Source organism: Corallococcus sp. bb12-1 (genome assembly GCF_026626765.1).
Taxonomy (GTDB): Bacteria; Myxococcota; Myxococcia; order Myxococcales; family Myxococcaceae; genus Corallococcus; species Corallococcus terminator.
Genome location: NZ_JAPNJZ010000003.1, coordinates 136,649 through 156,443 on the forward strand (window position 1 = coordinate 136,649; position 19,795 = coordinate 156,443).

The 19,795-nt window shown below is 69.3% G+C and carries 17 protein-coding genes; 7 read left to right on the plus strand and 10 right to left on the minus strand.

Annotated features, from left to right (window positions below):
* Positions 1–104: 104 nt before the first annotated feature.
* From OV208_RS08235 to aspS, 3 genes are all read right to left on the minus strand, one after another.
* On the minus strand, positions 105–1,094 hold the full coding sequence (locus OV208_RS08235; protein ID WP_267573281.1) for a cupin-like domain-containing protein: 990 nt from the start codon (positions 1,092–1,094) through the stop codon (positions 105–107).
* 77 nt (positions 1,095–1,171) lie between these two features.
* Positions 1,172–2,425 (minus strand): carbohydrate porin, encoded by a 1,254-nt coding sequence (locus tag OV208_RS08240; RefSeq protein ID WP_267573282.1) that lies wholly within the window; start codon positions 2,423–2,425, stop codon positions 1,172–1,174.
* A 254-nt stretch (positions 2,426–2,679) separates the two neighbouring features.
* Positions 2,680–4,497, minus strand: coding sequence for an aspartate--tRNA ligase (aspS, locus tag OV208_RS08245; protein ID WP_267573283.1), 1,818 nt, complete (start codon positions 4,495–4,497; stop codon positions 2,680–2,682).
* 178 nt (positions 4,498–4,675) lie between these two features.
* Between aspS and OV208_RS08250 the strand changes: the two genes are divergently transcribed.
* The 4 genes from OV208_RS08250 to OV208_RS08265 all read left to right on the plus strand — a co-directional run bounded on the left by OV208_RS08250 (position 4,676) and on the right by OV208_RS08265 (position 8,337).
* Positions 4,676–5,797 carry a hypothetical protein gene (locus OV208_RS08250; protein ID WP_267573284.1) on the plus strand — a complete coding sequence of 374 codons (1,122 nt, stop codon included), beginning with the start codon at positions 4,676–4,678 and terminating at the stop codon, positions 5,795–5,797.
* 23 nt (positions 5,798–5,820) lie between these two features.
* Positions 5,821–7,122, plus strand: a complete 1,302-nt coding sequence (locus tag OV208_RS08255) for a hypothetical protein (protein WP_267573285.1) — start codon at positions 5,821–5,823, stop codon at positions 7,120–7,122.
* Positions 7,123–7,133: 11 nt separating this feature from the next.
* Positions 7,134–7,901, plus strand: a complete 768-nt coding sequence (locus OV208_RS08260; RefSeq protein WP_267573286.1) for a hypothetical protein — start codon at positions 7,134–7,136, stop codon at positions 7,899–7,901.
* A 190-nt stretch (positions 7,902–8,091) separates the two neighbouring features.
* A complete protein-coding gene (locus tag OV208_RS08265) occupies positions 8,092–8,337 on the plus strand; it encodes a YHS domain-containing protein (protein WP_267573287.1) in 246 nt (81 codons plus the stop codon).
* Positions 8,338–8,350: 13 nt separating this feature from the next.
* On the opposite strand, the gene recJ is transcribed toward OV208_RS08265, so the two are convergent.
* Complete coding sequence (gene recJ / locus OV208_RS08270; RefSeq protein ID WP_267573288.1) at positions 8,351–10,066, minus strand: single-stranded-DNA-specific exonuclease RecJ; 1,716 nt, start codon at positions 10,064–10,066, stop codon at positions 8,351–8,353.
* Between the two features lie 172 nt (positions 10,067–10,238).
* Between recJ and OV208_RS08275 the strand changes: the two genes are divergently transcribed.
* Entirely contained in the window at positions 10,239–10,820 is a 582-nt protein-coding gene (locus OV208_RS08275) for an outer membrane beta-barrel protein (RefSeq protein ID WP_267573289.1), read from the plus strand.
* 74 nt (positions 10,821–10,894) lie between these two features.
* On the opposite strand, the gene secF is transcribed toward OV208_RS08275, so the two are convergent.
* The 6 genes from secF to OV208_RS08305 all read right to left on the minus strand — a co-directional run bounded on the left by secF (position 10,895) and on the right by OV208_RS08305 (position 17,810).
* The gene (secF, locus tag OV208_RS08280) at positions 10,895–12,058 is read right to left on the minus strand and encodes a protein translocase subunit SecF (RefSeq protein WP_267573290.1); all 1,164 of its coding nucleotides are present in this window, start codon (positions 12,056–12,058) and stop codon (positions 10,895–10,897) included.
* Positions 12,059–12,085: 27 nt separating this feature from the next.
* Positions 12,086–13,858 carry a protein translocase subunit SecD gene (gene secD / locus OV208_RS08285; RefSeq protein WP_267573291.1) on the minus strand — a complete coding sequence of 591 codons (1,773 nt, stop codon included), beginning with the start codon at positions 13,856–13,858 and terminating at the stop codon, positions 12,086–12,088.
* Entirely contained in the window at positions 13,859–14,209 is a 351-nt protein-coding gene (yajC, locus tag OV208_RS08290; protein WP_120543272.1) for a preprotein translocase subunit YajC, read from the minus strand.
* A 160-nt stretch (positions 14,210–14,369) separates the two neighbouring features.
* Entirely contained in the window at positions 14,370–15,503 is a 1,134-nt protein-coding gene (gene tgt / locus OV208_RS08295; RefSeq protein WP_420714998.1) for a tRNA guanosine(34) transglycosylase Tgt, read from the minus strand.
* 56 nt (positions 15,504–15,559) lie between these two features.
* The gene (gene queA, locus OV208_RS08300; RefSeq protein ID WP_120543270.1) at positions 15,560–16,648 is read right to left on the minus strand and encodes a tRNA preQ1(34) S-adenosylmethionine ribosyltransferase-isomerase QueA; all 1,089 of its coding nucleotides are present in this window, start codon (positions 16,646–16,648) and stop codon (positions 15,560–15,562) included.
* Between the two features lie 55 nt (positions 16,649–16,703).
* Positions 16,704–17,810 carry a SpoIID/LytB domain-containing protein gene (locus OV208_RS08305; protein WP_267573293.1) on the minus strand — a complete coding sequence of 369 codons (1,107 nt, stop codon included), beginning with the start codon at positions 17,808–17,810 and terminating at the stop codon, positions 16,704–16,706.
* A gap of 449 nt (positions 17,811–18,259) precedes the next feature.
* Between OV208_RS08305 and OV208_RS08310 the strand changes: the two genes are divergently transcribed.
* Both OV208_RS08310 and OV208_RS08315 read left to right on the plus strand, forming a co-directional pair.
* Entirely contained in the window at positions 18,260–18,808 is a 549-nt protein-coding gene (locus OV208_RS08310) for a hypothetical protein (protein ID WP_267573294.1), read from the plus strand.
* Between the two features lie 577 nt (positions 18,809–19,385).
* The gene (locus OV208_RS08315) at positions 19,386–19,721 is read left to right on the plus strand and encodes a hypothetical protein (RefSeq protein ID WP_267573295.1); all 336 of its coding nucleotides are present in this window, start codon (positions 19,386–19,388) and stop codon (positions 19,719–19,721) included.
* Positions 19,722–19,795: the final 74 nt, after the last annotated feature.

A 19,795-nucleotide genomic window follows, 5' to 3' on the forward strand; every position in this document is an offset into this window, starting at 1 on the left:
CCGCGCCCACGCCGCCGCCGTCCACGCCGCCGCTGCCTGAAACAGAAACGCAGTCGGGCTGAAATCTCAACGCGACGCTTTGCGCGCGCGGGCGGCATGCCTCCTCAACCGGAGGTGTGCCACCGCGCGTTGCCGCCCGGAATGTCCAGCGACTGGAACGTCACCGAAACACTCACATCCAGCGAATGCACCTGGTGCCACCAGCCCACCGGGATGAACAGCATTTCGCCGGGCCCCACCACCACCTCGTGCACGTGCGCCGTGCCGAAGGCGGGGAAGCGCGCCAGGTCCGGGGCGGACGCGTCCACCGAACTCCACACGTGAGCGTGGTTGTATACGCGCGCCGTCTCGAACGAGGGAATCAGCCAGAAGCGCTTGCGCCCATGGACCTGGCCGAACAGCACCGAGTCCACGTCATGGTGCAACGCCGTGCGCGTGCCCGCCGGACCTACCCACAGCTTGATGCCGCCGGGCTCCGGCCGGGGGTGCAGGAAGCCGGGCGGAAACCGCACGTCGTCCAACAGCCCGCGCAGCTCCGAACGCTCCAGCGCGAAGTTGCGAGCGGTGAGGTACAGGTCGTTGGTGGGCCCGCCGTGCTCCAGCCGGTGGAGGAACTCCGACAGCCGCATCACCGTGCGGCACGCATCCGGCGCCATGTCGTAGTCCGCGCGGGCCTCGCGGCCCGTCATGACCTCCACCTCCACATGGCCGTATGTCCGCGCGAGCGCCTCCGGCGTCCAGTGCTCCAAGAGCGGCCAGCCCTCCAGGAAGTCCTCCAGGATGACGGGCCGGTGCGCGCGGTAGTAGCGGTCGCGGAACTCGTCGGCGGACACGCCCCGCCGCCGCTCCACCCCCGCTCCCGCCTGCGCATGCAGCGCGGCGCGCACGTCCAGGAGCGACGCCACCTCCGCGCCCAGCGCCACGTGCCGGGCCCCCACCTCCACCGCCGGGTGCCGGGCCGCGCGCTCCACCTCCGAGCGCGCATCGTCCGGGGTCACCCCTTCGGCGACCAGTACCCGGGCCAGCGCATCCGCCGCCACGCCGCGCAGCAGGTTCTCCGACAGCCATGCATGCCACGAGGGTGACAGGGCCATGGGGCCAGTCTAGGCCACCCGCGAAGCGGCACGGCAAGGGGCGCATCCCCCCACATGCGCCGTGCCACCGGAATCTTTCAGAGGCTCAGGGCGCCCTTGAGGCCCAGCACGATGACGTTGCGCGCATCCTCGTTGGCGCCCGGGCGGATGAACTGGAAGTTGGGCCGCAGCACCAGCCACGGCGTCGCATGGAGGCTGTAGAACAGCTCGCCCAGGTACTCCGTGCGAGGCACCAGCGTGGTGGGATCCTGCAGCTGCTTCAGCCGCTGGGACGTGACGTACCGGCCATTGGAGTGCGTGCGGCCCAGCGCGAAGCCCACGTCGTCATCCGCCCGTCCGAAGACGCCCGTGTACTCCAGGCCCGCGGTGTACTGGCTGTCCACCGTGGAGGTCTCCCGGTCCGTGTGCGTCAGCCGCAGGAAGACGTTGAGCCCCTGCGCCTTGTTCGCGGCACCGGGCACGTGCGTGAGCTGCTGGCGCACCACGAAGTAGGCGCCATAGCGCCCGCCGCGCTCCACGTCGTCCAGCAGCACGTCGCTCGCGTTGGACGTGTCGTACCAGGCGCCCAGCTTGTAGAGCCCCTCCAGCGTCCCCTCGCGGAACTTCGGGTTCCACGCCAGCTCCAGCGGCAGCATCACGCCCGTCGCTCCGGAGAAGCGCCCCAGGTAGAAGGCCGGATCCAGGTTGCGAGGGTTCATCTCGTACGCGGCCAGTTGCACGTAGGCCACCTTCGCCACGTCCAGCCGCAGCCGCGTGCCCCACTGGCTCACCGGCCAGTTGAACCAGTAGTTGCCCACGATGTTGCCGGGCTGCGCGCCGCAGAATGAGAGGTTCTGGAAGTCGCAGGGGAAGTCCGCCGTGTCCTCGCCCACCGTGACGCGGCCCAGCTTCCAGTGCACGCGCTCCCCCCAGAAGAGCTGCTCGTACCAGAGCTGCGTGAGGCGCCCCACGTTGCCGCGTCCATACACCTCCTGCACCAGTTGGAGGTTGCCCAGCTCCATGTCCGCGCCCAGGTTGTTGCCATTGCGGTGCGTGAACGTGAACTGGAAGGTGCCGCCCTTGAGCCCCGCCAGCTTCTCCAGGTCCACGCCCAGCCCCACGTCGAACTGGCCCGCCTGCCGGAGCGCATGCCCCTTGCCGCCGCGCGCGTTGTAGGCGAGCTCCGTCGCGTAGCGGACCTGGAGCGCCACGCCCAATTCGAAGAGCAGCCCGCGAACGCCCCCCCAGTCTCCGGTGAGGCCTGGGGGCATCTTCGTCTCGGCCGCGAGCACCGGGCCCGAACACAGCAGGGCCCACGCCAACATCCCGCCCGCCCAGGTCTGTTTCCGCATCGCCGTCCGGACCTCCCCCGCACACGCCACCGGTCCTCGATGGCCATGGTCCGGAGGATGTCCAGCGGCCCCCCGGTGTCGTCCGTCGCCTTCCCGCCACTGCCCCCGGCCTCCCGAAGGAGCGCAGGGTGCGACGAAGGACGGAGGGCCCGCCAGGGGTGTCCACCACCGGGCGTCATGGCCCCGGCGTCACGGGCAGGCCCCGCACCGTCCCGCGCCTGAGCGCGGGACGGGGGGCCACGACTTCGAACCGCCTACTTCTGGGGCAGCGGCACGGAGCGCACGTGCAGCTCGCGCAGCTGCTTCTCATCCACGTCGCCGGGCGCGCCCGTCATCGTGTCGGTGCCCGTCTTCGTCTTGGGGAACGGAATCACGTCGCGCAGGGACTCCGCGCCGGTCAGCAGCATCACCAGACGGTCCATGCCCAGCGCGATGCCACCGTGCGGGGGCGCGCCGAACTTGAGCGCGTCCAGCAGGAAGCCGAACTTGGTGCGCGCCTCCTCCTCGTGGATGCCCAGCGCCTGGAACACCTCCGACTGCACCTTCGGATCATGCAGGCGGATGGAGCCGCCTCCGATTTCAAAGCCGTTGAGCACCACGTCGTAGCGGTGGCACTTCACGCGGCCCGGATCCGTCAGAAGGAACGGCACGTCCTCGTCGTGCGGACGGGTGAAGGCGTGGTGCGCCGCCGCCCACGTGTTCGTCTCGTCGTCGTACTCGAAGAGGGGCGGGTTCACGACCCAGAGGAACTTCCACTGGCCGCCGCTGCCGTACTCGGGGATGAGGCCCAGCTTCTTCGCCACGTGCACGCGCAGGTTCGCCATCACCGTGTGCACCAGCGACTCGCGGCCGAACTGGAACAGCAGCAGGTCGCCCGTCTTCGCGTTGCACGCCTGGTTGATGGCCAGCCGCAGCGCGGGCGTAATCGTCTTGGACAGCGGGGACTGGGTCCACTCGCCGCCCTCGCCCACCTTCGCACGCGCCAGACCCTTGGCGCCTGCCTGCTTCGCGAACTCCTCCAGCTTGTCGCTCTCCGCGCGGGACAGCGCCTTCTCCGCCGGGACGACCATCGCCTTGACGATGCCCTTCTCCTGCACCGCGTCCCACATCATGGGCACGCCACCCGCGGCGCCGTGCTCACGGATGAGGTCGGTGAGCACGATGTGCTCCAACCCGAAGCGCAGGTCCGGCTTGTCGTTGCCGTACTTCGCCATGGACTCGTAGAAGTCCATCCGCTGGAACGGCGTGGGGATGTCCAGGCCCAGCACCTCGCCCCACAGCTTCTTCAGCAGGCCTTCGATGATGGTGAAGATGTCGTCCTGCGTGACGAAGCTCATCTCCACGTCGATCTGCGTGAACTCCGGCTGCCGGTCCACGCGCAGGTCCTCGTCGCGGAAGCACTTCACGATCTGGAAGTACCGGTCGAAGCCCGCGACCATGAACAGCTGCTTGTACAACTGGGGGCTCTCCGCCAGCGCGTAGAACTTGCCCGGGTTGAGCCGGCTGGGCACCAGGAAGTTGCGCGCGCCGCCCGGCGTGTACTTGCCCATGAAGGGCGTCTCCAGCTCCAGGAAGTTGTTCCCGTTCATGTACTGACGGGTGAGCGCGTTCATCTTCGAGCGCGTCATGAGCGTGCGCTGCAGGGGCCCCCGGCGCAGGTCCAGATAGCGGTGCGCCAGCCGCTTCTCCTCGGACGTGTCCACGTTGTCCTCGATGAGGAACGGCGTGGGCTCCGAGCGGTTGAAGATGGTCAGGTCCGAGGCCTTCACCTCGATCTCCCCCGTCTTCATCTTCGGGTTCACGTTCTTGCCGCGCGACAGCACCTTGCCCTTGATGCCGACGCAGAACTCCAGACGCAGGGTGCCCGCGATGTCGTGGGCCTCCTTGCTGTCCGGCTCGAACACCACCTGCGTCAAACCCTCGCGGTCCCGCAGGTCGATGAACACCGCGCCGCCGTGGTCGCGGCGGTTGTGCACCCAGCCGAAGAGGACGACCTCTTCGCCGATATTCGCGGCCGTGAGTTGACCGCAGGTATGGGTACGCTTGACCTCGGAGATGAACGGAACCGCCATGGAGACCGCCTGCGCTTTGTTCGGGAAGAAAGGCCGGGCACCATAGCGGATCGTGGAAACAGCGCGTCAAGGAATCCGTGGCTCCCGCCCCCACCGTCCTCCCTCGGAAGATGGGGGTCGGAGCGGGCAGGATGAAGCCCTCCCGCAACCACGAACGGTCTCCGGGGTTGGAGATGACATGCAGGGGGACAAGGCCACCTGTCGTCAGCCCGTGGGGAGGCCCGCGCGAGCCTCCGCGTGCTTGAAGGCGGGGGGGGTGCTGTGCGCCCTGCTCGGCCTGTTGGGCGCGTGCCCCGCCCGGGCGGAAGGCGCGGACAGCTCCCTCACCCTTGAGGCCAGCGCCGGCCGGGGCTACGGCCTCTGGAGCCTGCTGGGTGACGTGGGCGTGGGCGAGGCGACGTTCCTCACGCTCGGCTACACCGGCGTGCGCCCCGAAGCCGGCACCGCCGCCACCCATCAGGTCTCCGTGGGCGTGGACCACCTGGCAGGCGAGCACTGGCTGCTGTCCGGCGTCGTCAGCCTGGGCCTGAACAAGGGCTCCAACACCGCGCTCACCCAGGAGTTGCCCCGGCTGAACGTCCCCGGCCTCACCGCCCGGACGGGCTACGGCAGCCAGGGCGTCCAGTTGGCGGCGGGCTACGACTCGGCGGGCTTCGCCAGGGTGGAGTACGGCCTGGACGCGGGCATGGGCCTCCACCGCTACCCCCTGCGCCGGCAGCTGCTCACCGTCTCCGACGGCGCCACGACCGTGAGGTACGCCCAGGAGGACATCCTCTGGGTGGCCCGGCCCACGCTGGGCGCGCGCCTCATCTGGGACGGCCGCTGGGAGCTGGGCCTGAGGGGCGGCTTCTCCCTCTACAGCGAGGACCCGCTCTCCGCCGGCCAGTTCACCGAGGCCGAGTGGACCGCCCTGGAGTCCCAGTTGGAGGGCCGCGCCGCCGCCCGGAAGGCCCTGGCCGGCCTGCGCAAGCGCCAGCTTCGCGACCTGGGGGCGGCCGTGACGCGGCGCATGGCGGACGTCAACGCCGGCACCGGCTTCCCCTCCGCCCCGGCCCGCTTCGACCTGAAGCCCTCCCTCACCTGGAGGCTGAACCCCACCGTGCGGGGTCAGCTGTCCTACGCCTTCACCCGGTACGTGCCCACCCAGGGCGTGGCCCACGTGCTGGCCTCCCGCTGGACGGTGCGCCTGGGGGACCCGGTGAGGCTGTGGGCGTCGGTGGCCCTCCAGCGGGACGTGCCGCAGGACCTGCCGTCGGAGGTCTCCGGCCTGCTCACACTCGGAGGGGAATACACGTTCTGAGCGGTCCGGAGTAAAACGGCGCCATGCTCCGAACAGTCATCACCGCCGCCATCGGGCTGGGACTGCTGGCCACCGGCTGCGCGCCGGACAGCGAGGCGCCCGTCAAGGTCTCCGTCCTCTCCCTCTCCAGCAATGGCAAATACGTCCCCACCCAGGTCGAACTCACCACCATCGAGGACATCGTCGGGCTCAAGGGCACCGTCGGCGACCTGCAAGGCGGTGCGCGCATCGTCATCGACGTGAACGATCCGGCGCTCAACAACGCGACGGAAGAGACCATCGGGGAGGTGCTGCTCAAGAAGGCCGGCCACGACGTGAAGGCCAGCTACATCAGCCAGAAGGACCCCGCCACGGGCGAGGACATCCTCTGGCCGGCGGACTTCCACTCCTGGAACATGGTGACGTCGTATTACAACCTGGAGCGCGCCAACGAGTACTTCCGCACCGTTGGCAACATGAAGTCGATCGACTTCGAGCCGGTCCCCACGCTCTATTACTTCCCTGAATTCGTCATCGCGCAGAACAGCAAGGATCCGGCGCGCGACAACGCCATCTTCTATCCCATCCTCCAGTCGTTCCTGGTGCTCCCCTTCGAGGAGATCCAGCGCGCGCCCCTGCCGCTCAACGCGGGCGTGATGACGCACGAGTACTCGCACCTGGTCTTCAACCGCCTGGCGTACGCCTCCCAGTCGTTCCCCCTGTCGCTGATCACCTGGTCGCAGGAGAGCCCCAGCCAGGGCGCCAACGTGCTCAAGTCCTTCGACGAAGGGCTCGCGGACTACCACGCCTATGGGGCCACCTGCCGCAGCCCCCACGGGTGTGATCCGGCCTTCCTCTCCAGCTCCTTCGACAACGGTCCCTTCTCCGCCGTCACGGCCGAACGGGACATCTCGAAGGGCGACCGCTGCATGAGCCAGCAGCTCTGGAACAACTTGGTGGGCCAGGACGTGAACACCTTCTCGGGCGGAGGCAACGAGTACAAGGTCGGCACCATCCTGGCGTCCGCGCTCTTCCAGGCGGGCCGCGCCCAGAACCAGGAGGCGGTGCTCCAGCGCGCCGTCGTCGCCGCGTACTACGACACGAGCCCCACCAACCCCGGCATCTTCCAGCTCACCGAGCGGTTCCTGAACAACCAGTTGGGCTTCACCCTGGCCCTGCCCGCGCTGGCCATCATCGGCCACGTCAGTGACCTGGAGCTGCGCAAGGCCGTGTGCAACGAGTTCGTGGACCACCTGCGGATCCCGCGCGAGTGGCTCATCGGCGACAACTACTGCCCGGCCAGCACGTCGGCGGGCGCCACCTGCCCCAGCATCGTCATCGAATGAGGCCCGCTCCCTTGAACTCACTGCTCAAGGCCTGCCTCGCTGGCGGCCTGCTCCTCACCGCTCCCGCGCTCGCGCAGTCCGACGAGGACGACCCGTACGCTTATCCGGACGACGAGGCCGCCCGCGCCTCGGACAAGGCCCGGAAGGACGATGACGACGCCTACGAGCGACGTCGCAAGCTGGTGGACGAAACCGACGAGTTCCGCGAAGCCGCCGAGCGCGAGAACGACGACGGCTTCGACAAGCTCTCCCGCCTGGACGACCCCAACCTGGGCGTCGCGTTCGAACTGGGCGCCGGCATGCTGCTGGTGGACAGTGCCCGGGGCGACTTCTCCGACAACCGGCCCGCGATGGGTGTGCGCGCCACCTGGGAGTTCGGTCGCTCGCTCGAAAACGAGCCCCTGCGCGAAGCCCTCTTCGCCGACCTGCGCTGGCTCTACGGCAGCCTCAGTGACGGCACGAATTTCATCAAGGGGGACACGCGGCTTCACTACTTCACCCTCGCGCCCGCCTACCTGTTGCGCTTCGGTCAGTCCGCCTTCGGCATCTACGCGCAGGCAGGCGGCGGCATCGCCTACCAGAACACCGGCATCACCGTGGGCGACGACGAGACGAAGGTGAACGGCCTCAAGCCCGTCATCCAGTACGGCATCGGTCTGCGCGGGCGGCCCGCCCTCTCACGCACCCTGCACCTCACCTTGCGCATCGAGGCCATGGGCCTGCGCCGGGGCTACGCCAACGACTTCTTCTTCGGTGGCAGCGCCGGCATCGGCTTCTGAGCTGGATTTCCCCAGGCCCCCGCCCCGCTTCCCATCAGGAGGCGGAAGGCGGGGGCTGAACTTTCTTCCCGCCCCGCCTCCCCCCCGCGCCCCCCTTGATTGGCATTCCAAGGACCTGGGCCGCTGGCATGCACCCTGCACACATCCGCGCCGGGTGGGGGAGTCAGGGGCGCTGGGCCGGAGGTGGAAGATGAAGGGCGTTCAGGAACAGGGGCAGGCGCAGGCACAGGGCAAGCACTGGGATCCGGTGTGCGGCAGGCAGTTGGAGGCCCCGGAGGGCCATCCGTCGTCGGAGTACAAGAAGCGCCGGTATTTCTTCTGCTCGGAGGGCTGCCGCACCGCCTTCGAGCGTCAGGCGGAGCGCTTCCGTCTCAACGAGCTGGCGCGGGCCGGCGCGCTGATGTCACCGGGCCGCGTGCGCTGGGGGCTTGCGTAGATGCTCGGCGGCGTCACGCCGCCTGACGCAGGTCCTTGAGGCGCAGGGACAGCTTGCGCTGGCCCCGGAAGGTGTCGAAGCCGGCCTGGAAGGCCAGGTCCACCGGCCCCTCCACCATGGACACGCGGTCCGCCATGCCAAAGCCGATGGCGTCCAATTCCGGCGCGTCCAGCAGCGCGAGCTTGAGGTGCCCGGCGCCACTGACGCCGGACTTCGCGGGCAGCACGCGCGGGCGCGCCGTCTGGCCCCGCAGCACCAGCACCGGCTCCGGGTTGCCCTGACCGAAGGGCCCCAGCCGCTGGAGCGACTCCACCGCGGAAGCGTCCAGGTCGCTGGGGTTCACCACCGCGTCCACGCGGCAGCGGGGAATCAGATCCTCGGGCGTCAGGCGCTGGAGGGCGATCTTCTCGAAGGCCGCGCGGAAGGCGGGCAGGTTGCCTGCGTCCACGGTGAGGCCGGCGGCGTGCTTGTGGCCTCCGTAGCGCGTGAGCAGGTCCGAACAGCCGGTGAGCGCGTCGTACAGGTGGAACGCCTCGATGCTGCGGGCTGACCCCTTCCCCACCCCGTCCTTCACGCCCACCATCACCGTCGGCCGGTGGTAGCGCTCCACCACGCGCGACGCGACGATGCCGATGACGCCCGGGTGCCAGCCCTCGTCGTAGAGCACGAACCCGCGCGCGTCCTTGTGCTCCTCCGCCTGCGCCAGCGCCTGCGTGAGGATGCTGCTCTCGATGCCCTGGCGCTCCGCGTTCGCGCGGTCCAACACCTGCGCCAGCGAGCGCGCCGTCTCCAGGGAGTCCGCGCACAGCAACTGGAGGCCCAGCGACGCGTCGTGCAGCCGTCCCGCGGCGTTGATGCGGGGCCCCAGGCGGAAGCCCACCTGCCCCGCGGTGACGGTGGCGTCCGGCTCCAGCCCGGCCACCTCCTTCAGCGCGCGGATGCCGGGGCGGCGGCCCTGGGACAGCTCCTGGAGGCCATGCGCCACGAGGATGCGGTTGGCGCCGGTGAGCGGCACCACATCCGCCACGGTGGCCAGCGCCACCAGGTCCATCAAAGCCTTGAGGTTGGGCTCCTTGCGCGTGGCGAAGAAGCCGTCATCGCGCAGGCGCTTGCGCAGGCCCATGCAGAGGTTGAAGGCCACGCCCGCCGCGCACAGCACCTTGGTGGGGTACTCGCAGCCGGGCTGGTGCGGGTTGAGCACGGCCACCGCGGGCGGCAGCGTGGGCGGCACGGTGTGGTGGTCCACCACGACGACGTCCAGGCCCAGCTCCCGAGCGCGGGCAATCTCCGCCACGGACGTGATGCCGCAGTCCAGCGTCACCAGCAGACGCGTGCCGTCCTGCGCGATGCGCTCCACCGCGCCCAGGTTGAGGCCGTAGCCCTCGTCCAGGCGGTGCGGGATGTACGTGGCGGGGGCCGGGCCCAGCTCCTTGAGGAACAGGTACATGAGCGACGTGGAGCTGACGCCGTCCACGTCGTAGTCCCCGTAGAGCGTCACCTTCTCCTTGTTGCGCAGCGCGCGGAGGATGCGCTCCACCGCGCCCGTCATGCCCTTCATCCGGAACGGGTCCGGCAGGTCCGCCAGACGGTCCGACAGGAACGCCGACGCGGCCTCCGGCGTGCGGTAGCCGCGATGCAGCAACACCCTCGCCGCCAACGGGTGCAGCGAGAGCTCTCCCGCCAGCAACCCGACCTCCTGCTCAACGACGTCTGGAAGCAACCACCGCATGGTGAAGGACAGTACCTCAGACGTCCGACCATGGCAGGCCAACCCGTCCTCCCACCTCTCCCTCCTGTACGGCCGTTCAGACGTGCGCTCGGTCGCCTTGCTGCTCCCAACCTGCACGGCAGGTGCGCGGTGCCCAGCTTGGAAGCACACCACCGAACAGATGAGGTTGCGCATGCTTCGAAGAAGCCTCCAGGCCAGCGCCCTGCTCGTCACCGTGCTGTGCGCGGGCAGCGCGCTCGCGCAGAAGAAGCAGGGCGACGTGAACGTGTTCCTGCGCGGCGGCGTGGGCGACTACACGGGTGACCTGGGAGAGCTGTCCAGCACGGGCCCCATGTGGGGCCTGACGCTCAACGTCCAGCCCACCACCTTCCTGGGCCTGGAGGTCGGCTACGAGGGCTCCCACAACAAGGTGAGCGACACGCGCCTCTTCGACGGGCCCTCGCTCGTGCGCAACGGAGGCAGCGCGCTCATCAAGGTGTCGCCGCCCTTCCTCACCGCGGTGCGCCCCTTCGCGGGCGTGGGCCTGGGCCTGTCGTACGTGGACGTGCGCGGCGCGGGCGCGGGGCTCTACGACTCGGATTTGATGGAGGAGGTGCCCCTGGCGGTGGGCCTGGAGTTCAACACCGGGGGCCTCACCGCCGGCGTGCGCGGCACGTACCGCGTCCTCATCGACCAGGACTTCGCGGACGTCGCGTCCAACGACAACGGCGGCGGGCTGATGGACGCGTCGCTCACGCTGGGCGCGCGCTTCTAGCGTCAAAAGCGAAGGGCCCTGCCTTCCACGAAGGAAGCAGGGCCCTCTCTACATCCAGGCTGCGGAAGGACGGCTCAGGCCGCCTTCGGCTCCTGCTTGGAGCCTTCGTGCGGCTGCCGGTGCGCCGCGCGCTCGTCCAGCCAGATGACGACCGGGCTGGCGATATACACGGACGAGTACGTCCCCACGATGATGCCCACCAGCATGGCCATGGCGAAGTCGAAGATTTCGCCCACGCCGAAGATGAGCAGACCGATGAGCGACAGCGCCGTCACGCCGGAGGTGAGGATGGTGCGGCCCAGCGTGTCGTTGACGGCGATGTTGATGATCTCCGGCAGCGCCTTGCCCTTGTACTTCACCATGTCCTCACGGATGCGGTCGTAGATGACGATGGTGTCGTTCACCGAGTAGCCCACGATGGTGAGCAGCGCGGCGATGGACGTGAGGTTGAACTCCCGCTGACTCACCAGGTAGTAGCCCGCGACCATGATGACGTCATGGAGCATGGCGAGCAGCGCGCCCGGGCCGAACTTGAAGTCGAACCGGAACGCCACGTAGATGAGGATGGCGACCATGGAGTACACGAGCGCCATGACGCCGCGGTTGCGCAGCTGCTTGCCCACCTGCGGGCCCACGTAGTCCACGCGGCGCTGCTCGAAGTTGGGCTTCTCCATGCCGGCGCCCAGCGCGGCGAACACCTTGTCCGCCATGCCGCTCGCGACGACCTGATAGTCGTAGCCGGTGCCGCCCTGGTTCGCGCCCAGGTCACGCACCTCCTGCACGCCGATGCCAGCGCCCTCCACGGCCTTCTTCACCGCTTCGGGGGACATGGGCTGCGCGGAGCGGAAGTTGACGATGCCGTTCGCCATGTCCGCGTACACGCTGCGCGTCTCGCCCAGGCCCTGGATGGCGGCCTTGGCCTGCTCGGCGTTCGTCTCGGTGAGCTGCGTGACGCCGCCCATGCGCAGCAGGAAGGAGTTCTCCTCGGCCGCGCCCACGCCCTGCACGCTGACGTCGTGCAGACCGCCGGCCTGCGCGCGCTCGCGCACCTGCTGCGCCGTGGTGGGCGTGTTGTACTTCAGCTCCACCACCGTGCCGCCGGCGAAGTCCACGCCGAAGTTGAACCCCACCGTGGCGATGCCCACGATGATGGCCAGGTTGATGATCGTGGAGATGAAGAGCGCCGGCTTGCGCTTGCTGATGAAGTCGAAGTTCGTCTTGTGCTTGAGAATCTGCATGGCGGGTTCCCGTGGCGCCTGAGCCGGTTAGACCGACACCGACTGCGCATTACGGCCGTGGACGAAGTAGGTCGTGATGACGCGCGTCACGACGATGGACGTGAACAGCGACGCCAGGAGACCCACGATGAGCGTGGTGGCGAAGCCGCGGACGGGCCCGGTTCCGGTGAAGAACAGGATGAAGCCCGCGATGAGCGTCGTCACGTGCGCGTCGAAGATGGTCCAGAAGGCGCGGTCGTAGCCCTGGTCCACCGCCGCGCGCGCGGTCTTGCCGTTGGACAGCTCCTCGCGGATGCGCTCGTTGATGAGCACGTTCGCATCCACCGCGATGCCCAGCGTCAGCACGAACCCCGCGATGCCCGGCAGGGTCAGCGTGGCGTTGAAGAACGCCAGACCCGCCAGGATGAGCAGACCGTTGAGCAGGAGCGCCACGTCCGCGATGAGGCCCGACTTGCGGTAGTAGACGGCCATGAAGACGATGACGAGCGCCAGGCCCACCAGCGCGGCCAGGCTGCCCTTCTTGATGAGCTCGTCGCCCAGCGTCGCGCCCACCTGACGGATTTCGCCCACCGTCACCGGCGCGGGCAGCGCGCCCGCCTTGAGCACCAGCGCCAGCGTCTGCGCCTCGCCCAGCCACTCATCGAAGCCGCGAGAGCCCGCGCGGCCCATGGTGATGCGCGCGCGACCGCCGCCAATCTTCTCGTTGATGTTCGGGGCGGTGTGGACGTTGTCGTCCAGCACGATGGCCATGCGCCGGCCCACGCCCGCCTCGGTGAGCTTCTCGAACTCGCGAGCGCCCGCCGGGTCGAAGGCGATGTTCACCTCCGGCTCGTTCATCTGGCTGACGGACGCGTCCGCGCCCGACAGGCTCTCACCCGTGAGCGGCACGTGCTTGTCCACGAGGAAGCTGCGGTACGCGATGCAGTCGTTCTTCTTCACCGGGTTGGCCACGCACTGGGTCAGCACGTCGCGGCCTTCGGGCGCCTTGTCCTTCGCGTACGCCAGCAGCGCCTCGCGGTTGGGCGAGGACAACTGCGGGAAGCCTTCATCCTGCGCCAGGGTGATGTTGCTCTCCGCCGGCGGCGGGCTCTGGGTGAACATCTGCGCGAAGACCTGGGGGTTGGTGTCGTCCACCATCCGGAACTCCAGCTGCGCGGTGGTGCCCACCAGCTCCTTGGCCTGCTCCGGGTTGCTGCGGCCCGGCAGGGAGATCTGGATGGAGTCGGTGCCCAGCTTGCGCACGTCCACTTCCGCCACGCCCCACTTGTCGATGCGGCGGCGGATGACGAGCATCGCCTGGTCCACGGCCTCGTCACGGAAGCGGTTCACCTGGCCCTCGTCCGGCTTGAGCACCAGCGTGCCGCCGTTGCGAGACTCCAGGGAGAAGTCGGTGAAGGTGGCCAGCACCTCCTTCTGGATGGCGTCCATCGTCGCCGGATCCTTGGCCGTCAGCACGAGCTGCAGCCGCTCCGGATCCGTGTCCGCCGTCACTTCGCCCAGCTTCTTGTCGTTGACGTACGTGGCGATCTGCTGCCCGCGGCGCTCGGTGCGCTTCTGCAGGGCCGTCTTGGTGTCCACGCGCATGACCATGTGGATGCCGCCCTGCAGGTCCAGCCCCAGGTTGAGGCGGTACCTGGCGGGAGGCGCCCACGCGGGCAGCCGCTTCTCCAGCACGGCGATGTTGTTGCGCTCGGCGCGATCCAACACCACCAGCGAGTAGTACGTGGGGACGAGGAACCAGAGCGTTCCCAGCGTCACCGCGACAATCATTCCGAACTTCCAATACCAGCCGCGGTCCATTTACTTGTCCTCCTTCTTCTCGGTGGAGGTCGCCGTCGGGGCCGCAGCCACCGGAACGGTTCCCTTCGCACTCACAGCCGTCTTCAGCACGCGCACGCGCACGCCGCTGGCGATCTCCACGGTCACGGTGCTGTCATCCACCTGGTGGATGCGCCCGAGGATGCCGCCGGACGTCACGACGTCATCCCCCTTCTTCAGCCCCGCCAGCAGCGCGCGGTGCTCCTTGAGCTGCTTCTGCTGGGGGCGGATCATCACGAAGTACATGATGGCCACCAGCACGGCGAGGAAGCCGAAGGTCCCCAGGGGAGAACCCGCCCCGGCCTGCGCGAGAATCAGGAAACTGTCAGCCACTCACTGCCTCGTGGTTTGAAGGGAGGATTCGGAAGAAATCCGTGTGTGCCCCGTCCCCGGCGTACGGGTGGGGGCAAAAACATCCGAAAGGGTGGCCTCTTAGCAAGGGCGCCCCATGTGAGCAAGTGAACGCCGGAAGCACGGCAATCCCGTTGGTCGCTCACCGACCACGGGTCCGCTCGGCCTCCTGGGCGTGGGCACGGGCCCGGAAGTCCTTCGCGAACGAAGCGAACCGGTTCTCGGTGATGGCACGGCGTACATCGGCCATCAGGGTGAGGAAGTAGTGCAGGTTGTGCAGTGTGTTGAGGCGCATCGCGAGGATTTCCCCCGCCGCGAACAGGTGGCGCAGGTAGGCCCGGCTGAAGGTCCGGCAGGTGTAGCAGGAGCACGCCGGGTCCACCGGCCGGGGGTCCCTGGCGTAGGCGGCGTTGCGGATGACGAGCTTGCCCTCGGACGTGAAGAGCAGGCCGTTCCGGGCGCACCGGGTGGGCAGCACGCAGTCGAACATGTCCACGCCCTGCTCCACGCACGTCACCAGGTCCAGCGGCGTCCCCACGCCCATCAGGTACCGGGGCTTGTCGCGGGGCAAGAGCGGCGCGGAGTAGGCCACGCCCGCGTGCATCGCCTCCGGGGCCTCGCCCACGGAGTAGCCGCCCAGCGCGTACCCGGGCAGGTCCACCGCGCAGATCTCCTCCGCGTGGCGCTTGCGCAGGTCCTCGTGGAGGCCGCCCTGGACGATGCCGAAGAGCGACGAGCGCTCGCGGCTCCAGGCATTCACGCACCGGTGCAGCCAGCGCGTGGTGCGGGCCAGGGACTTCTCCAGGTAGGGGCGGTCCTCGGTGGACGGGGGGCACTCGTCGAACGCCATGATGATGTCCGCGCCCAGCGTCTCCTGGATGGAGATGGAGCGCTCCGGCGACAGCGAGTGACGCGAGCCGTCCAGGTGCGACTGGAACGCGGCGCCCTCCTCGGTGATTTTGCGCTTCTCCGACAGGCTGAACACCTGGAAGCCGCCGCTGTCGGTGAGCATGGGCCGGTCCCAGGAGATGAAGCGGTGCAGGCCTCCCATCTCCTGGATGAGCGGCTCTCCGGGGCGGAGCATCAGGTGGTAGGTGTTGCCCAGGATGATCTGCGCATCCAGGTTGACGAGGTCGTCGGGGCCCACGCCCTTGACGCTGCCCACGGTGCCCACGGGCATGAAGATGGGCGTCTCGATGGGGCCATGGGGCGTGTGCAGCCGCCCGCGGCGGGCCTTGGTGCCGGTGTCCTCGTGCAACAGCTCGAAGCGCACCAGTCCCGGGGGCACGCGGGTATCGCCCTTTTCCTTGCGCTGCTCGTCGACCACGGCACTCACTCCTTCACCAACATGGCATCGCCGTAACTGAAGAACCGGTAGCCCGCGCGCACGGCCTCCTGGTACGCGGCGAGCGTGCGCTCACGGCCCAGGAGCGCGCTCACCAGCATCACCAGCGTGGAGCGCGGGAGGTGGAAGTTCGTGAGGAGCACATCCACCTGACGGAAGACATAGCCGGGGCGGATGAACATCGCCGTCTCGCCGGGCCCGGAGCGCAGCCGGCCCGTCTGGGGGTCGGTGGCGGACTCCAGGGTGCGCACCACGGTGGTGCCCACGGCGACCACGCGGCGCCCCTCCGCCTTCGCGGCGTTCACGGCGGCGGCGGTGGCCTCCGGCACGGTGAAGCGCTCCGGGTGCATGTGGTGCTTGTCCAGCACCTCCTCGCGCACGGGGAGGAAGGTGCCGGGCCCCACGTCGAGCGTCACCTCCACGCGCGAGATACCCCGCGCCGCGAGGCTCGCGAACACGGCGTCGGTGAAGTGCAGGCCGGCGGTGGGAGCGGCCACGGCGCCAGAAGCGCGCGCGTAGACGGTCTGGTAGCGCTCGGCGTCGGCGGCTTCCGGCTCCCGCGTGATGTAGGGCGGCAGGGGCAGCCGGCCGGCGGCGTCCAGGAGCGAGGCCAGGGAGGCGCCCGGAACGGCGTGGAAGCGAACGCGGTACTCCCCTCCCCCCAGGGCCTCCAGGACCTCGGCGGACAGGCCTCCGGCGAAGGTGAGGGACTGGCCGGGCTTGAGGCCCTTGGACGCCTGTCCCAGGCAGACCCACTCGAGCGATTCGGGAGCCCCGCCCAGCGCGGCGGAGGTCAGCGTGGAGGTGGCGGCGGGCCGGACCACCAGGAGCTCGACGCGGCCGCCGGTGCCGGACTTCTGCCCCAGCAGGCGGGCGGGGATGACGCGCGCGTCGTTGAGGACGAGCAGGTCGCCGTCGCGCAGCAGGTCCCCCAGGTCGGTGAAGCGCTGGTGGCTCCACGCGCCGGTGGCACGGCTGACGACCATCAGGCGCGAAGCGTCCCGGTGGGGCAGCGGCGCCTGGGCGATCTGCGCCTCGGGAAGTTCGAAATCGTAGTCGGAGAGGAGGGACGACACGGGGGCAGCGCTTGTAGCAGTCCCCGCGCCCACGCGGAACCCCGAGGGGCGGGGGTCAGTAGAGCTGCTGGAACTCGGCGCCCGGGTAGTAGTGGGAGAGGATTTCCTGGTACCCCTTCCCCTTGTCGGCGAGCGCCTTGGCGCCCCACTGGCAGAGGCCCGCGCCATGGCCGAAGCCGCGCCCGGTGAAGACGTAGCCCTTGCCGGTGGCCTCCACGTCGAAGTCCAGGCTCTTGAGCCGCATGTAGCCCAGCTTGCGCCGGAACTGCACCCCGTCTACGGAGGAGCCATCCGCGAGCGTCACGCGGGTCACCCGGTGCGTGGCGGTGCGCGCGGTGACGCGCATGCCGTCCGGAGAGGACTTCAGGGCCTTGCGCAGCTCGCCTTCGGACAGGGTCGCGGACCAGCGACTGGCCGGCAGCTTGCCGCAGGGGCAGTCGACAGGCTTCAGGTAGGGCAGGTTCCGCCCGAGCGCATCCTGACCGGACTCGGTGCGGCCCCCGCACGTGGCGTGGAAGTACGCCTCGATGGGGGCCAGGTCGTACGTCAGCACCTCGCCGCGAGTGGCCTCGACCGCGGCGCGCGTCTTCGCGTCCTCGCGATTGACGCCGCCGTACACCTGATGGAGCACGCTGCTGCCCATGTGGAAGGCGGCACCGTAGGAATCCAGCTTCTTCTGCAGCGCGTAGGTGCGCGCGGCGACAGCCTGGGCCTTGAGGGCCTCCAGCGGGAAGGACACCGGCATCTCGCTGCCGAGCACCGCCGCCAGGTAGTCCTCCAGGGGGATGACGTTGATGAGCTGGAGGCTGTCGCGGTAGACGCGCACGACGACGTCGCCGCGCACCTGCGAGTTGCCGGCCTTGAGGGGCTCGTTGCCGGGCCCGCCCGCGTCCAGGGACTCCAGTCCGCCGCGAAAGCGGACGGCATCGCCCACGACCGGAGCGCCGTTGACCTCCAGGCGTCCGCTGCGACGGCGCACGGTGGCCTGTCCCGCGCTGATGGCCACGAAGGAGCCGTCCTCGGCATCGGGTCCGAAGCCAAGGCCGCGACCGCTCACGCGGACCTCGTCCCCGGGGTCATCCATGGCAATGCGCATCGTCTCCACGGCGAACGCCCGCGACGAGGCGAGCAGGAGCAGCAGCAGTGCCACACGTTGCAACATGGTCGAACACTCTAGGGGCGTGGCGATCCGCCTCAAGAAATCGACCGAAGGACTGGGCACGCGGAGGCCGCCACGGACCCACCAAGCCCAACGAAGGACGTCGAAGGCAGGGGTATCCGCCGGATGGGGCAGCCTGATCCCATCTCCCCGCGAGCCACGCAGCCAACGGCCAACTCCGGCCACCTCAGCTGCCGAGCAGTGCCCCCAGTCCACGAGCTTGTGTAGCGCGAGGGATTCGCGCCTGTCCCGGCATGCGCACGAAGCCGCGGAAGAAGAGAGCGTGTCCGACACACCGCAGGGGCCTGGGCGTCCCCTGGCCCGTGATGGGCGCGGGAAGGCAGGGAGTCGAAACAGGGGGCCGTCAACCCGTCCAGTGCCATGCGGCAGCCAGTCAAGGGACCGATGTGGCCCGCGAAAATGCCCGGCGGATGCCGCAGAATGGAATCCGCGTGACTGCCTCCGTACCTGAAGTCTCCCACCTGTCCACCGAAGCCCTCGGCGCGGCCCTTCGCGAGTTGGAGCCGCGCACGGCCGCCGTGTTGCTTCGCCGCCTCGTTGAACGCCGCACGCTCGTGGAGTGCGCGAGCTGGTACGGGATCTCCAGTGACGCCTTCTCGGTGTTGCTGTTGCGCTCCGCCGTGGCGCTGGCCCGACAGGCGGGACAGCCCGCGAGGGAACCGGACGGAGTGGAGGAAGCCGCCGCCTGGGAGCGCATGTTGGCCGCGGCCGTGGAGAAGGACACCGCACCCGTACCCGTGGCGCTGACCCCGGTGGTCCAGGTGTGCAGACGCATGCATGAACTGGGGCCCGAAATGGAAACCGCGCTGGCGAAGGCCGCGCAGGCGGAAGCGGATTCACCCGGACGGGCCCGGGAAGAATGGCTGCGGAGGCTGGCCGTGGCCGCGCTCCTCGCCCTGACGGGCTGGCTGTACTGGACCCGGCCCCCAGAACCCGAACCCAGGCCCGAGCGACGCATGCGCTCCCCGGAGCGCCGCTGATCAGCCCCGGTATTCAAGCGCCGCGTGCCACCTGAACGCCTTTGCACTCCGAACCGTTTGTCCGGCCCGGTGCGCGCATCAGGGGATCGACGAAGCCACGAGCGGAGGCCGCCACGCCACGGCACGCGGAACCGTTGGTGGGCCCGGTGCTCGAATCAGGGTGGATCGACGGAGCCACGAGCGGACGGCCACCACGCCACGGCATGTTGAACCCTTGGCGGCCTGCCCTTCTACTGCGCGGCAGCGAGACCGAACGAGGCTCGGTGCGGACCTCACAGGCGCACCCGAACTGTTGGAAGGCCCCCGCCCGGCCCGGCAAGAGAAGCGAACGAGGCCGCGAGCAGACATCTCCAGGCACTCTCAAACCATTGGAGGCCCCGACCAGGCTCGGCGAGAGGAACGGACGAGGCTGGGTGCGGACATCCGCGCTTCCGCACCACCGAGGCCCCTACCCGGCGCATCAGGAGGATCGAACGAGGCCGGAGACGGACGCCAGACATGCCCCGCCCCGTCGAGGGCCCATTCCCATGGTCAGGGTGACTGGACGCAGCCGGGAGCGGACGCATATGGGTAGGGCATGCGAGCAACCGGGTCGTGGCTGGCAATCCTCGTCGTGGGCATCGGGCTGGCGGGCTGCGCGAAGCACGTGGACACCCGGGTGGCCGGGGACGACGACGCGGCCATCGACGGGGCCACGGCGCGCCTGGAAGAGCTCCGGGCCCGAGAGCAGGAGGACGATCTGGACTGCGCGGAGCAGTGCGACCTCTCCGCGAAGACCTGTGCCACGGCGGAGCAACTGTGCGGGCTGGTGGAGCGGAACCCCGACCGCGACGACCTGCCGCCGCGCTGCGCGAACGCACGCGAGCAGTGTGCGGGCGCGGGCGATGGCTGCGCGCGGTGCCAGGCCGGCTGAAAAGCCTGGCGTGAGGGAACCGCCCACCGGGAGACGCTCGCCCATGCGTCCCCCGTGGCTCCATGCCTATGATG